The 12,800-nt window shown below is 67.9% G+C and carries 15 protein-coding genes; 4 read left to right on the top strand and 11 right to left on the bottom strand.

Annotated elements, in window-relative coordinates:
* Window positions 1–9: 9 nt before the first annotated feature.
* Window positions 10–702, bottom strand: coding sequence for an HAD-IA family hydrolase (locus FFS49_RS27705; protein WP_105818054.1), 693 nt, complete (start codon window positions 700–702; stop codon window positions 10–12).
* Window positions 703–785: 83 nt separating this feature from the next.
* Window positions 786–1,205 (bottom strand): winged helix-turn-helix transcriptional regulator, encoded by a 420-nt coding sequence (locus FFS49_RS27710; protein ID WP_224755829.1) that lies wholly within the window; start codon window positions 1,203–1,205, stop codon window positions 786–788.
* A gap of 74 nt (window positions 1,206–1,279) precedes the next feature.
* Here FFS49_RS27710 and FFS49_RS27715 point away from each other — a divergent pair, with 74 nt between their 5' ends.
* Entirely contained in the window at window positions 1,280–1,876 is a 597-nt protein-coding gene (locus FFS49_RS27715; protein WP_105818055.1) for a carboxymuconolactone decarboxylase family protein, read from the top strand.
* 120 nt (window positions 1,877–1,996) lie between these two features.
* On the opposite strand, the gene FFS49_RS27720 is transcribed toward FFS49_RS27715, so the two are convergent.
* From FFS49_RS27720 to FFS49_RS42710, 8 genes are all read right to left on the bottom strand, one after another.
* Window positions 1,997–3,067: a substrate-binding domain-containing protein gene (locus tag FFS49_RS27720; RefSeq protein ID WP_105818056.1), complete on the bottom strand. Its 1,071-nt coding sequence runs from the start codon at window positions 3,065–3,067 to the stop codon at window positions 1,997–1,999.
* A 167-nt stretch (window positions 3,068–3,234) separates the two neighbouring features.
* Window positions 3,235–4,293 (bottom strand): ABC transporter permease, encoded by a 1,059-nt coding sequence (locus tag FFS49_RS27725; protein ID WP_105818057.1) that lies wholly within the window; start codon window positions 4,291–4,293, stop codon window positions 3,235–3,237.
* On the bottom strand, window positions 4,290–5,852 hold the full coding sequence (locus FFS49_RS27730; RefSeq protein WP_105818058.1) for a sugar ABC transporter ATP-binding protein: 1,563 nt from the start codon (window positions 5,850–5,852) through the stop codon (window positions 4,290–4,292). Before FFS49_RS27730 ends, FFS49_RS27725 begins: the two co-directional genes overlap by 4 nt.
* 102 nt (window positions 5,853–5,954) lie before the next feature.
* Window positions 5,955–7,337 (bottom strand): LLM class flavin-dependent oxidoreductase, encoded by a 1,383-nt coding sequence (locus FFS49_RS27735; protein ID WP_105818059.1) that lies wholly within the window; start codon window positions 7,335–7,337, stop codon window positions 5,955–5,957.
* Between the two features lie 25 nt (window positions 7,338–7,362).
* Window positions 7,363–8,130 carry an ABC transporter permease subunit gene (locus FFS49_RS27740; RefSeq protein ID WP_105818060.1) on the bottom strand — a complete coding sequence of 256 codons (768 nt, stop codon included), beginning with the start codon at window positions 8,128–8,130 and terminating at the stop codon, window positions 7,363–7,365.
* The gene (locus FFS49_RS27745; protein WP_105818061.1) at window positions 8,127–8,861 is read right to left on the bottom strand and encodes an ABC transporter permease subunit; all 735 of its coding nucleotides are present in this window, start codon (window positions 8,859–8,861) and stop codon (window positions 8,127–8,129) included. The genes FFS49_RS27740 and FFS49_RS27745 overlap by 4 nt, the downstream gene beginning before the upstream one ends.
* Window positions 8,862–8,865: 4 nt before the next feature.
* Complete coding sequence (locus FFS49_RS27750) at window positions 8,866–9,669, bottom strand: transporter substrate-binding domain-containing protein (protein WP_105818062.1); 804 nt, start codon at window positions 9,667–9,669, stop codon at window positions 8,866–8,868.
* Window positions 9,666–9,896, bottom strand: coding sequence for a hypothetical protein (locus FFS49_RS42710; RefSeq protein WP_224755831.1), 231 nt, complete (start codon window positions 9,894–9,896; stop codon window positions 9,666–9,668). The genes FFS49_RS27750 and FFS49_RS42710 overlap by 4 nt, the downstream gene beginning before the upstream one ends.
* Before the next feature lie 189 nt (window positions 9,897–10,085).
* Here FFS49_RS42710 and FFS49_RS27760 point away from each other — a divergent pair, with 189 nt between their 5' ends.
* Both FFS49_RS27760 and FFS49_RS27765 read left to right on the top strand, forming a co-directional pair.
* Window positions 10,086–10,394: a helix-turn-helix transcriptional regulator gene (locus FFS49_RS27760; RefSeq protein ID WP_011354559.1), complete on the top strand. Its 309-nt coding sequence runs from the start codon at window positions 10,086–10,088 to the stop codon at window positions 10,392–10,394.
* 82 nt (window positions 10,395–10,476) lie between these two features.
* On the top strand, window positions 10,477–11,538 hold the full coding sequence (locus tag FFS49_RS27765) for an alkene reductase (protein WP_039343915.1): 1,062 nt from the start codon (window positions 10,477–10,479) through the stop codon (window positions 11,536–11,538).
* 18 nt (window positions 11,539–11,556) lie between these two features.
* On the opposite strand, the gene FFS49_RS27770 is transcribed toward FFS49_RS27765, so the two are convergent.
* Window positions 11,557–12,084: a GNAT family N-acetyltransferase gene (locus FFS49_RS27770; RefSeq protein WP_105818063.1), complete on the bottom strand. Its 528-nt coding sequence runs from the start codon at window positions 12,082–12,084 to the stop codon at window positions 11,557–11,559.
* Between the two features lie 88 nt (window positions 12,085–12,172).
* Between FFS49_RS27770 and FFS49_RS27775 the strand changes: the two genes are divergently transcribed.
* The gene (locus tag FFS49_RS27775) at window positions 12,173–12,784 is read left to right on the top strand and encodes a LysE family translocator (RefSeq protein WP_105818064.1); all 612 of its coding nucleotides are present in this window, start codon (window positions 12,173–12,175) and stop codon (window positions 12,782–12,784) included.
* Window positions 12,785–12,800 lie beyond the last annotated feature (16 nt).

Below are 12,800 nucleotides of genomic sequence, written 5' to 3' on the forward strand. Positions count from 1 at the left end.
AATCCGGCGTCAGGCATCGTGCGGGCCGCACGCGTGGCCCGGATCGCGCTGCATGTGCTGCACGATCGCGGCCAGGTCGCCGATATGCGTCGCGACCGCCTGCTTGCCCGCACGCGCCCATTCGTCGAATGACGTCATCCCGCTTACCGCGCCGACGAACGCCACGCCGGCGCGCTCGGCCGCCTGTGCGTCCACTGCGTGGTCGCCGACATAGACCGCAGCGTGTGCCGGCAGATCGAGCCGCGCCAGCGCCTGCACGAGCCCTTCGGGATCCGGCTTGTGACGCTGCACGTCTTCCCCGCCGATCAGCACGTCGACGAGTGACTGCAAATCGTTACGTTCGAGAATCGCCTCGATCCGGTAGCGAAACTTCGACGACACGATCGCGACGGCGAGCCCTTGCGCCCGCAACCAGGCAAACAGCGGCGGCACCTCGGGATAGATGCGGGTGCCGGGCACCATGATCGCGTCGGCACGCGCCACGAAATGCCGCGCGAACGCGTCGGCCCGCGCCGGCTCGGTTTCGCCCGTCAACGCGCGGAACATCTGCGGCAGTGTCAGCCCGATCACCGCACCGATCTGCGCGGGTGTCGCGCCGGCTGCCCCAAGCTGATGCAACGCGTATTCCGTGCATTCGATGATCGCCGCGGACGAATCCGCCAGCGTCAGGTCGAAGTCGAATATGACGGCCCGCACACGCATGAAAGGACTCCTCAGGCAAACATGGACCATGCCCGACGCATGCCCCGGAATGACGTTGCGATGCGCGCCCGCGCACCGAGCGGTCAGCGTGACTGACCGGATTGCTCGCGATCGGCCGCGTCCAGCCCGCCAGGATCGCGCTTCGCCCATTGTCTTGCCCACCCCAGCAACGGCTGCAGCGCCGCTTCAAGCCGCCGGCCTTCGGCCGTCATGCAGTAGCCGCCCTCGCCATGCTCGACGAGGCCCGACGCCTTGAGCTCGGCCAGCCGCGTGTTGAGCAGGCGCGCATTCGTTTCGCAGGCTTCCTGCAGTGCGCGGAACGTGAGCGGCTCGCCGCGCAGTTCCCACAGGATGCGCAGCGCAGTGCGCCGCCCGAGCAGATCCAGCACGACCATGATGGGCCGTCCCGTCTTCGATCCGCGAACGCGTTGTCCGATTTTGGGTGTGGTCATGCTGTACTTTTTAAAGCAATCGCCAGACGGCGTCAATTGCTTGAATCGCATCTCTACTCTGCTTTACTTTTTAAAGCACCATGCCTACGCTTCCACGCATGCATCGTCTCAGGCACGAGGCTCACATGACTCAGCGCATTGCATCCGCATCACCACCGTTCGAACCCCACATCGCAGCCGCGATCGAGCGGATCATGCAGGGCCGTCCGCCGCTGCGACTCTTCACCACGATCGCACGCGATCCGCGCCTGTTCACGAAATTCTTTGCCGCCGGCCTGCTGGACAAGGGCCATCTCGACATCCGGCAACGCGAGATCGTCATCGATCGCACCACTGCGCTTTGCGGGTCCGAATATGAATGGGGCGTGCATGTGGCCGTGTTCGCACGGGCGGCGAAGCTGACCGGCGAGCAGACCGGATCGTTGGCTCACGGTTCGGCCGACGATGCATGCTGGAACGATGACGACCGGTTGCTGATCCGGATGTGCGATGCGCTGCATCGGCACTGCGATATCGACGATGGCCTGTGGCACGCGCTGAGTCGGCGTTTCAGCGACGAGGCGCTGCTTGAGCTGCTGATGCTTGCCGGTTTCTATCGGACGGTGAGTTATCTCACGAATGCGCTGCGCCTGCCGATGGAAGCGCATGCGGCGCGGTTTCCCGCTCGTGCGTCGGGATGTGCGTTCGATCCCCCTGATTTGCCAACCGAGGATCGAACGTGATTTCCGAAATCGTCTTCTTCAAGCTGCAAGCCGACATCGATGTCGCCACGCTGAAGGCGCGCTGCGAAAGCACCGCATCGAAGCGGGCGCAGAGTCCGGATTTGCTGCGTGCCGCAGCGATCAGTCGATCGCCGGAATCCACGCGGCCGTCGCCGCGTCGCTCGCACGAAACGCCGGAAACTTCGCGCCGAGTTCGGCCACGGTATGAATGTCGTTCTTCACGAGATCGTCGCGCGTGATCAGCGCCGGCTTGACCGCGATGCGCGCGCCCGGGTTTTGTCCTGCGACCAGCAGCGCCGCGGCCCGCACCGACACCGCGCCGACGACCGCCGGATTGGTCGCGGCCGTCGCGACCCACGGGCTGTTCGGCGCGCGGATGGCCTCGATGTCGGCCGTCGACACGTCCGCGCTGTAGATACGGATTTTCGACGAGAGCCGGGCCTCGTCCGCCGCGAGCTTTGCGCCGCGCGCGAACTCGTCGTACGGCGCGAACACCACACGAATGTCGGGATTCGCGCGATACACGGCCGCCGCCTGGTTCGCGACCGATTGCGCGATCGGATTGTCGACGGTGCCCCACCGCGCCTTTTCCTGCACCTTCGGATGCGCGCGCTTGAAGTCGCGCCACGCGGCATCGCGCCGGTCGAGCGGCGCGAATCCGGCCACGTACACGTACCCGGCCGCGAACGCGTCGCCGTTGTCCTTCACGGCCTGATCCAGCAGCAGGTTCGCGAGGTCGCGATCGTTCTGCTCGATCTGCGGCACCTTCGGATTGGCGAGATCGACGTCGAACGCGACCACCTTGATGCCCTTGTCCAGCGCGCGCTGCACGACGTCCTTCAGCGATTCCGGCAAGCCGTGATTGACGATGATCGCGGACACACCGATGCTGATCGCCTGCTGAATCTGCTCACGCTGCTCGGCCGCATCCTGCCGCCCTTCGTAGATGCGCAGATCGACGCCGAGCGCGCGTGCCTGCTTCTGCGCGCCGGCTTCGTAGGCCTGGAAGAAATCGCCCGTCGACAGGTAGTTGACGAGCGCGATCTTCACGCCGCCCTTGTCGAACGGCGCGGGCGCGCCCTTGAGCGGGCCGGCGTGTGCGGTGGGCACACCGAGCGCGAGTGCGGCGCCCAATACGAGTGCACCGAGTTTCGGTTCGAGGCGCGACTTTCGGCGAAGCAACGAGCGCATGGCGTGTCTGTCTCCGTACAGGACGATATCGGCTCAATCTATCAGCACGGCACGCGAACTCAAACCGACCGATTCGGCAATCGATATTACTTTGGATAACAAACGGTCTGAATCGCCGCCTCTTCGAACCCGTGGGTGCCCAAATCGAGTCTCGACGACCTCACGCATCACGCCCTGGCGTCCGCGCGGCGACCGATGCCGAACGTAAATGCGAGGGCCAGCACCAGCAGCACGCCCTTGATGAAATCCTGCATATAGTAGGGTGCGTTCAGCATCGTCAGCCCGTTGAGCAGCACGCCGACGAACACCGCGCCGACGACCGTGCCGAACACGTTCGGCCGCTTCGCGCCCCACACCGCGTAACCGATCAGCGCGGCCGCCACCGCATCGAGCAGCAGCGAGTGGCCCGCGCTCACGTCGCCGCGGCCGACCCGCGCGGCGATCAGCACGCCGCCCAGCGAAGCGATCGCGCCCGACACGACATACGCGGCGACCCGGTAGCGCGCGGCCGGCGCGCCGGCCAGCCGCGCGGCCGTCTCGTTGCCGCCAATCGCGTAGATCACGCGGCCCCAGCGCGTCGCCTCCATCGTCACGCAGGCCAGCACCGTCACCGCCGCGAGTAGCAGGACCGGCAACGGGACGACGTCGAACACGCGGAGCCGGCCGAGCGCGAGAAAGGCGTCGGGGAAAACGCCCGTCGCGTCCGTGCCGTCGGGCAGCACGGAGCCGGTCGCGAGCGAACGGCCGCCGGTCGGGATCAACTGCAGGCCGGCCAGCAGGAACAGCGTGCCGAGCGTCGCGAGCTGGTCGGGCACGCGCAGCCGCGTAATCAGCAAGCCGTTGAACAAGCCGGCGGCCACGCCGAGCACGACGCAGGCGAGCACGGCCGCCCATGCACTGCCGTGCCAGACGACCAGCACGTAGCTCGCGGCCATCTGCGCGGTCGCGGCCACGCTGCCGACCGACAGGTCGAAGCCGCCGGCCGCGAGCGTGACCGTCACGCCGATGCCGAGCAACGCGACGATCGACACCGCCTGCAGGATGCTGAACAGATTGTCGACGTTCAGGAACGCGGGCTCCCTGAGCGCGAACACGACCACGAGGACGGCCAGCACGAGCAGGATGCCGGTTCGTTCGAGCGTATCGCGGAGACGGGCCGGCCAGGGGCGCGACGACCGTTCGACGGGAACGGCAGGACGCACTGCGGAGGAAGTCACGGGTTTCATGAGCAGGCACCCACGATGGAAGAAGTCGGAGGCAGGCAATCGAGCGTCGCGCGATCGAACCGCACGATACGATCGGCGATCTCGGCGGCTTCCTCGAGATCGCTGACGAACACGATCGTCGTGCGCTCATGCGCATGACGCCGCAACGTATCGACGATATCGGCGCGCGCCCCGGCATCGATGCCCTGGAACGGCTCGTCGAGCAGCAACAGCCGCGCCGGCTCGGCGTGCCAGCGCGCGAGCACGACCTTCTGCTGGTTGCCGCCGGACAGGTGGGCGACGCGGTCGTCGGGGCCTTCGCAGCGAATCCCGAACCGCGCGATCGCCGCCGCGGCGGCCGTGCGTTCGCGCGCTCGACGCACCGCGCCGCTCGCGAACCAGCGCGACAGGAACGGAAAGCCGATCGTGCCCGCGATCGATGCGAACGGGACGCTGTCGGGAAACAACGACGTGCGCCAGCGATCCTCGCCGGCCAGGAATACGCCGGCGCGAATCGCGTCGGCGGGCGTTCGTGGCCGCCACGGCCGGCCGTCGAGCGTCATCTCGCCGGCCGCCGCCCGCACGGCGCCGAAGATCGTCCGCGCGAAGCGCGACTTGCCGCCGCCGACCGGGCCCGCGATCGCGACGATCTCGCCGCGCCGGACGTCGAGATCGAACGGCGTACTGGTCGGCGTCAGCCGGATCTGCCGCACGCTGAAGCCTGACCCGGGCCCGGATTCGGCCTGCGCGGCCCGCTCCGGCGCGAGGGCACGCGCTCGCGGCAGCGGCCGCCCGATCATCGTTTCCACCGCGGCGTCGAAATCGATCGGCGCGGCCAGGTCGGCGACGATCCGGCCGTCGCGGACGATCGCCGCGCGATCGGCAATGCGACGCAAATCGCCGAGCCGATGCGACACCAGCAGGATCGCGACGCCGTCGCGACGCAACGCGTCCACCAGCACGAACAGCCGCTCGGCCTCCGCTGCGGACAGACTGGCGGTCGGTTCGTCGAGAATCAGCAACGACGGCTGCCCGGCCAGCGCGCGCGCCAGGGTCACGCGCTGCTGGTCGGCCAGCGACAGCGAGGCCAGCGGCGCCGCCAGATCGACATCGAGCCCGACCCGTGCGGCGAGCGATCGCGCCGCGGCACGCCGCGCGGCCGGCGGTGCGCGCCACGGCGAGGCCGGGTCGCACAGCCGGTCCAGCAGCAGGTTGTCGGCGATCGACAGCGTCGGCACGACGGCGTCGGCCACCGACTGGTGCACGGTCGCGACGCCGAGCCGCTTGGCCGCGTGCGGCGACGCCGGCCGATACGGGTCGCCACGCAGCGTCAGCGTGCCGCCGTCTGCTTGCAGCGCGCCGCTCAGGATCTTGACGAAGGTCGACTTGCCGGCGCCGTTCGCGCCCATCAGCGCGACGACTTCACCCGCGCCGATCGACAGGTCGAGTGCCGCCAGCGCGACGGTCGCGTCGAAGCGTTTCGCGATGCCCGTGGCGCTCAGGACCGGCGACGACGCCGATCGATGGGGTCGATCTTCGCGCCGCGTCGCGTCCATGGTTTCGTTCGTCGCGCCGTTCATGCCGAAAGATTCCGGTCGGCACGACGCGGTTGCTGCAGGAACAGTACGTCATCGATCATGTCACGCCACTCCGATGAAAGTCGTCCGGCATTGATCGGCTGGTCAGCCCGCTTCAGCCACGGGAAACCGGAACGAAGCGCCATAGGCCGTGTCCGGCAGGCGGTCACGCCCGCTCAACCGCGAACGGAAGGTGCCGCTCGCCGGCGTCGTGCGGTACAGGCCGCGCTTCTTCAGTTCCGGCACGATCAGTTCGGCGAAATCGTCGAGCGTGCCCGGGCTGATCAGCGGATTGAGCATGTAGCCGCTCGTCGTCGACTGCTGTGCGTGCTCGGCGAGCTGGTCCGCGACTTCGTCCGGCGAGCCGACGAGGATCAGGTCGGTGCCGCGCGTGACGCTCGCGAACTTGCGCCGCACGTCGCCGGCGGTGAGCGGCTTGCCGCTGCCGTCCGGCCGCACCACGTAGGACGTCAGCCCTTCCGTCTGCGTCGTCAGCGGTTCGTCGTCCGCATAGCGGTCGATGTCGATGCCGGTGTCGCCCGCATAGCTGACGAGCTGCGCGCGCTGGTGATAGTGCTGCTGCAGCGTGTGATATTTCTCCTTCGCGTCGCTCGACGTGCGCGCCGTCACGATCCGCAGCACCGTCAGCGACTTCACGTCGTCCGCCGCCCGGCCGCGTTCGGCCGCGAGCCGCCGAATCTCGTCGAGGCCCGCGCGAATCTCGTGCGGATTCGACTTCGCGACGAACACCACCTCCGCGTGCTTCGCCGCGAACTCGCGCCCCCGCCCCGACCAGCCGGCCTGGATCAGCACCGGCGAGCGCTGCGGCGACGGCGCGCAGACGTGCGGCCCCTGCACGCGATAATGCGTGCCGTCGTGCGCGATCGGTCGCACGCGGTCGCCGCGCGCATAGCGCGGCGCGTGCTTGTCGGCGACGACCGCGTCGTCCGCCCAGCTGCCTTCCCACAGTTTGTAGGCGACGTCGAGAAACTCCTCCGCGCGCGCATAGCGTTCATCGTGGCCGATCATCCGGTCGAGCCCGAAATTGCGCGCCGCGCTCGTCAGGTAGGACGTCACGATGTTCCAGCCGATCCGGCCGTTGCTCAGGTGATCGAGCGTGCTGAAACGGCGCGCGAGCGCGAACGGGTGCTCGTAGGTCGTGCTCGCGGTCACCCCGAACGCGAGCCGCTCGGTCTGCGCGACGAGCGCCGGAATCAGCATCATCGGATCGTTCGCGGGCGCCTCGACCGCCCACTGGACCGCCGCGTCGGCCGACCCACCATAGATGTCGTACAGGCCAAGCACGTCCGCGAAGAACAGCATGTCGAGATCGGCCTGCTCGGCCGTGCACGCGAGGTTCGACCAGAACGCGAGCGTATTCGCGCGCAGCCGCTCGTCGGCGGGATGAGTCCACAGGCTCGGCGCGCCGCCGCAGCCGACACTGGCTTGTTCATACAGGGAAAACAGCAAGGGGCGAGGATCGGACATCGTCGAAATCGGTACCAGGCAGGAATCAGTTGGGTGCCGCCCACGCGCCCGACGACGCACGGCGGCGCCGTACGGGCAGGCGGTCGTCGGTCGTGCGCGTCAGGTAGCGATTGACGTGCTTCTCGAGACGGGCGGCGGGAATGGTCAGCAGCGCGACCAGCACGACATAGACGATCGCCGCACCGGCCAGCGGTTCGTATACGCGCAACGTCTCGAAGCGCAATGCATTGGCCGTGCCCATCACGTCGAACACGGTCACGGTCGACGCGAGGACGGTCGATTTCAGCAGCAGGATCGCCTCGCCGGTGAGCGCGGGCAGCGCAAGCCGCCATGCGCGCGGGCCGACGATGCGGCGCAGCACCTGCACGCGCGTCATCCCGTAGGCATGGCCGGCCTCGATCTCGCCGGCCGGCACGCCGGCGATCGCGCCGCGCAGGATCGTCGCGACGTACGCGCTCTCGTTCACGCTCAACGCGACGATCGCGTACCAGAACGCGTCGCGCAGCAGAGGCGACGCCCAGCTGTCGCGCATCCATTCACGCGGGACGATCTGGCCGAATCCGTAGTAAAGCAGATAGAGCTGTACGAGCAGCGGCGTGCCGCGGATCAGCATGAGCCAGCTGCGCGCGGACCAGCGCAACGGCGTATGGCGCGCACCGGCGGCGAGCGCGAGCGGCACGCCCAGCAGCAGGCTGGCCGCACCCGACACAAGCGTCAGCGCGAGCGTGGTCGGCACCGCGGCGAGCAGCTTCGGCATCACCGTGTCGAGCAGGAAAGGCAGCGAGAAGATCATGTGGTCGCGCGCCTCGTGCCGCGATTCGCATGCCGTTCGAGCACCGCGAAGAGGCCGCTCGACGTAATGCTCAACAGCAGGAACAGTGCGGCCGTGACGAGGTAGAAGAATACGTAGTGCCGCGTCGCGCCGGCCGCGAGCTGGCTCGCCTTCAGCAGATCCGTAAACGAACCGAGCACGCTGATGAACGACGCGTCCTTGGTCGCGTTCAGCCACACGTTGCCGACGCCCGGCAACGCAAGCCGCGCGGCGGCCGGAAGCCGGATGCGCGCGAACGTCTGCCATGGCGTCATCCCGTACGCGTGCGCGGCTTCGATCTGGCCGACCGGCACGTTGACGAGCGCCGCGCGGAAGATGTCGGTGAGATACGCGCCCTGGATGAAACCGAGCGACAGTGCGGCGACGACGAACGGGTCGAACGCGAAGTCGGCGGATACGAGGCCGCTGCCGCGCAGCGCGTTCTCGATGGCCGGTGCGACCGCGTAGAACGCGAGCAGCAGGCACAACAGCTCGGGCAGCGCGCGCACGAGCGTCGTATAGAGCCGCGCCGGCCACACGAGCGCTGCGTGGCGCGACAGCTTGCCGAGCGCGCCGGCGATACCTAGCAGCACGCCGGTGCAGAACGACGCCGCGGCGACGCCGAACGTCAGCGCGAACGCGCCCGCGAACACGCGGCCGTAGCCGCCGTCGCCGAATGCGAGCAGCGCGAGCAGCGAATCGTCCGCGGCCATGGGGTCAGCGGCCCTTCTCGATCGTGCCTTTCAGGTTCGGATAGCGGGCGGTGATCGCGTCCCACGTGCCGTCCTGCTGCAGTTGCGCGATCGCGGTCGACAGCTTGCCGCGCAGCGCATCGCCGCGCCGCACGCCCGCGCCGACGCCGAGGCCCAGCACCGGATCGTCCGCGCACGTGGCCTTGACCTCGAAGTCCTTGCCGTCGCGCGACGCGAGGAACGCCGTGAACAACCCTTTGCCTTCCTGCACGTAGTCGACGCGGCCGGACACCAGATCGGCGAGCGCATTGTCGAACTTGTCGAACGCCTTGATCTGCGCGTCCTGCTTGAAGCGGGTGTCGAGGAAGGCCGAGAAGTTGGTGCCGGCTTCAACGCCGATCACGCGGCCCTTGAAGGTCGCGGGAGCCGCGCAGTCGACGCGGCGCCGGTCGCTTTTCGCGCCGACGAACACCGTCGGCGATTCGTAATACGCACGGCTGAAATCGATGGCTTTCTGCCGCTCGCCGGTGATCGTCATCGACGACCAGATCACGTCGATCTTGCGATTCTGCAACGCCGGAATCAGGCCGTCCCACGCGATGTCGGTGAGTTCGCACCGCACGTTCAGCTTGCCGCACGCGGCATCGAGCACGTCGACTTCCCAGCCTTTCCACTTGCCGGAGGCATCCTTCGAAAAGAACGGGGGGTACGACTCGGCGTCGATGCCGACGCGCAACGTCGGCTGGGCCGCATGGGAAACCGGCACGAGGCCCAGCACGAACAGCGCGGCCGCGGCACGGCGGACCCTGGAACGCATCAAACGATTCATGTGGCGAATTTCTGGAATAACGTCGGAACGACCGGCGGTGCAGCCGGCAGGAGGCCAGACTGTAATGCCCGCCGATGCGTGTACCAAATGGTTATTTTCGCGATGGATATCTGATTGCGCGATATGCGCGGAACCGCGCAGCGTCTGGCGTCCACGCACGGGGCACCCCGCTCGTCCTGCTTCAACGCGCAGGCGATCTGTTCGTCGGTGAACTCGCTCTTCTTCATGGCATGACGTCCTTGTCTCGATGACAGCGTCATGCCGGCACTTTCCACTTTCCACCGGGACAGTTTTGTGGGCTGGGGTCAGCTATCAACCCCATTGCCAGCAGTGCTTTCAAACATATCGCAAAATTCCGATATAAGATTCGCACATCGACGATACCTTGTTGCCCGACCGAAACACCCCACCCCTCCATGCCGACCGAACTCGACATCGACGCGATCCTGAAAGCGCTCTCGAACCCCGTGCGCCGGGAAATCCTCAACTGGCTGAAAACGCCGGGCGAGCATTTCCCGAACCAGACGCTGCCGTACGAACACGGCGTCTGCGCGGGCCAGATCGACGCGCGCTGCGGGCTGTCGCAGTCGACGGTCTCCGCGCACCTCGCGACGCTCCAGCGCGCGGGGCTCGTGACGTCGACACGGATCGGCCAGTGGGCGTTCTTTCAGCGCAACGAGGCCGTCATCGACGCATTTCACGACGCCCTGCGCCGCGAACTCTAGTCAACACGGCCGAACCGGCCATGCGGAGCGCTGTCGCCCATGACGCGACGGTTTCCCGCCTTTCGTGAAGAGGTTATTTGCCATGCCCACCCTGTTCGATCCCGTCGCCCTCGGCGACCTGACCCTGCCGAACCGCATCGTGATGGCGCCGCTCACCCGCTCCCGTGCCGGTGCGACGCGCGTACCGAACGCACTGATGGCCCGCTACTACGCCGAGCGCGCGACGGCCGGCCTGATCATCACCGAAGCAACGTCGGTCACACCGCAAGGCGTCGGCTACGCAGATACCCCCGGCATCTGGTCCGACGAGCAGGTCGAGGGCTGGAAACAGGTGACGCAGGCCGTGCATGCGGCCGGTGGGCGCATCGTGCTGCAACTCTGGCACGTCGGCCGGATCTCCGACCCGGTGTTCCTGAACGGCGACCTGCCGGTCGCGCCGAGCGCGATCGCCGCGGGCGGCCACGTGAGCCTCGTGCGTCCGCAGCGCCCGTACGTGACGCCGCGCGCACTCGAGCTCGACGAAATCCCGGGCATCGTCGCCGCGTACCGCAAGGGCGCGGAGAACGCGAAAGCGGCCGGCTTCGACGGCGTCGAAATCCATGGTGCGAACGGCTACCTGCTCGACCAGTTCCTGCAGGACAGCACCAACCACCGCACCGATGCATACGGCGGCCCGATCGAGAACCGCGCACGCCTGCTGCTCGAAGTGGTCGATGCGGCGATCGACGTGTGGGGCGCCGGCCGCGTCGGCGTGCACCTTGCCCCGCGCGGCGACGCGCACACGATGGGCGATTCCGATCCGGCGGCAACGTTCGGTTATGTCGCGCGCGAACTCGGCCGTCGCAAGATCGCGTTCATCTTCACGCGTGAGTCGTATTCGGGCGACCACCTGAGCCCGCGCCTGAAGGAAGCGTTCGGCGGCCCGCTGATCGCGAACGAGCAGTTCACGTTCGACACCGCGCAGGCCGCGCTCGCAAGCGGCAACGCCGACGCGATCGCATGGGGCAAGCTGTTCATCGCGAACCCCGACCTGCCGCGCCGCCTCGAACTCGGCGCACCGCTCAACAAGCCGGTGCCGGAAACGTTCTACGCGGAAGGCGAAACGGGTTATACCGATTACCCGGCGCTGAGCGACGCGGCCTGACGGCCCGGCAGCGCGTGTTCAGCGGCGCACGTCCGCCCGCATGAACACGCGCTGCGTCTCGTCGAGCCCAAGGGCGACGTGGTGCGCGCGGATCGCGCGCAGCATGTCGTCGAGCGTGGCGTCGTCGACGATGCTGAAACCGAGGCGCGCGTAGTACGGCGCATTCCACGGCGCGTCGCGAAACGTCGACAGCACGATCTCCGCGATCCCCTCCTGCGCCGCGCGCGCCGTCACCTGTTCGATCAGGCGCGCGCCGATCCGCTGTCCGGCATGCGACGGCGCGACATCCAGTTCTTCCAGGTAAAGCCGCTGCGCATCGAGCAGCCGGTAGAACGCAAATCCGACGCACGCCCCCTGCTCATCGACCGCCACATACGCGCGACCGTCGTCGATACGCACGAGCACGGCCGCCGCATCGGTCGGCTCGCCTTCGGCGATGTGGGTCATGCCGATTGCGCGGAACCGCTGCGCGGCGGCGACTTCGACGGCGGCCATCGCGGCCGCGTCTTCCGGCGTGGCGGGACGGATCAGGATCGATGCAGTCATCACGGCAATTCAGGCAGGCAGTCTGGAACGGCCGTCACTATAATCGAAACCTCATACGTTTCGAACGCCCCCACCCAAGAGGTTCGTCATGGCTTTGTCCGCGCTCGCCGTCTTCGCCGTCACCCTGCTCGTCACCGCCGGCACGCCCGGGCCGAGCGTCGCCGCGCTGGTCGCGCGCGTGCTGACGAACGGCGTGCGGGACGTGTTGCCGTTCCTCGCGGCCATGTGGCTCGGCGAAGCGCTGTGGCTCACGCTCGCGGTCGCGGGGTTGTCCGCGTTCGCGCGCACGTTCGCGGCCGGGCTGATCGTGCTGAAGCTGCTCGGCGTCGCGTACCTGCTGTTCCTCGCGTGGAAGATGTGGACGGCACCGACCGCGACCGGCGACGACGACCTGCCGCGCGGCCAGTCGCCGTGGCGCATGTTCGTCGCGGGAATGCTCGTTACGCTCGGCAACCCGAAGATCATGGTGTTCTATCTCGCGCTGCTGCCGACGATCGTCGATCTCTCGCACGTGGGTGTGACCGCATGGGCCGAGCTGGTCGGCACGATGCTCGCGGTCCTGATCCTTGCCGACTGCCTCTGGTCGCTGCTGGCGTCACGCGCACGAGCGTTCCTGACGTCGGCGCGCGCGAAGCGGTTCGCCAACCGCACGAGCGCGACCGCGATGGCCGGTGCCGCGGTGATGATCGCGACGCGCTGAGCGGCACCCCGTCGCC

Origin of the sequence: Burkholderia sp. 4NA327C6, from assembly GCF_005502655.1 — a bacterium.
Classification (GTDB): domain Bacteria; phylum Pseudomonadota; class Gammaproteobacteria; order Burkholderiales; family Burkholderiaceae; genus Burkholderia; species Burkholderia contaminans.

Coding starts and splice junctions, on each gene's coding strand:
- FFS49_RS27705 (WP_105818054.1), bottom strand. CDS start 702: ATGCGTGTGCGGGCCGTCATATTCGACTTCGACCTGACGCTGGCGGAT.
- FFS49_RS27710 (WP_224755829.1), bottom strand. CDS start 1,205: ATGCGATTCAAGCAATTGACGCCGTCTGGCGATTGCTTTAAAAAGTAC.
- FFS49_RS27715 (WP_105818055.1), top strand. CDS start 1,280: ATGACTCAGCGCATTGCATCCGCATCACCACCGTTCGAACCCCACATC.
- FFS49_RS27720 (WP_105818056.1), bottom strand. CDS start 3,067: ATGCGCTCGTTGCTTCGCCGAAAGTCGCGCCTCGAACCGAAACTCGGT.
- FFS49_RS27725 (WP_105818057.1), bottom strand. CDS start 4,293: ATGAAACCCGTGACTTCCTCCGCAGTGCGTCCTGCCGTTCCCGTCGAA.
- FFS49_RS27730 (WP_105818058.1), bottom strand. CDS start 5,852: ATGAACGGCGCGACGAACGAAACCATGGACGCGACGCGGCGCGAAGAT.
- FFS49_RS27735 (WP_105818059.1), bottom strand. CDS start 7,337: ATGTCCGATCCTCGCCCCTTGCTGTTTTCCCTGTATGAACAAGCCAGT.
- FFS49_RS27740 (WP_105818060.1), bottom strand. CDS start 8,130: ATGATCTTCTCGCTGCCTTTCCTGCTCGACACGGTGATGCCGAAGCTG.
- FFS49_RS27745 (WP_105818061.1), bottom strand. CDS start 8,861: ATGGCCGCGGACGATTCGCTGCTCGCGCTGCTCGCATTCGGCGACGGC.
- FFS49_RS27750 (WP_105818062.1), bottom strand. CDS start 9,669: ATGAATCGTTTGATGCGTTCCAGGGTCCGCCGTGCCGCGGCCGCGCTG.
- FFS49_RS42710 (WP_224755831.1), bottom strand. CDS start 9,896: ATGAAGAAGAGCGAGTTCACCGACGAACAGATCGCCTGCGCGTTGAAG.
- FFS49_RS27760 (WP_011354559.1), top strand. CDS start 10,086: ATGCCGACCGAACTCGACATCGACGCGATCCTGAAAGCGCTCTCGAAC.
- FFS49_RS27765 (WP_039343915.1), top strand. CDS start 10,477: ATGCCCACCCTGTTCGATCCCGTCGCCCTCGGCGACCTGACCCTGCCG.
- FFS49_RS27770 (WP_105818063.1), bottom strand. CDS start 12,084: ATGACTGCATCGATCCTGATCCGTCCCGCCACGCCGGAAGACGCGGCC.
- FFS49_RS27775 (WP_105818064.1), top strand. CDS start 12,173: ATGGCTTTGTCCGCGCTCGCCGTCTTCGCCGTCACCCTGCTCGTCACC.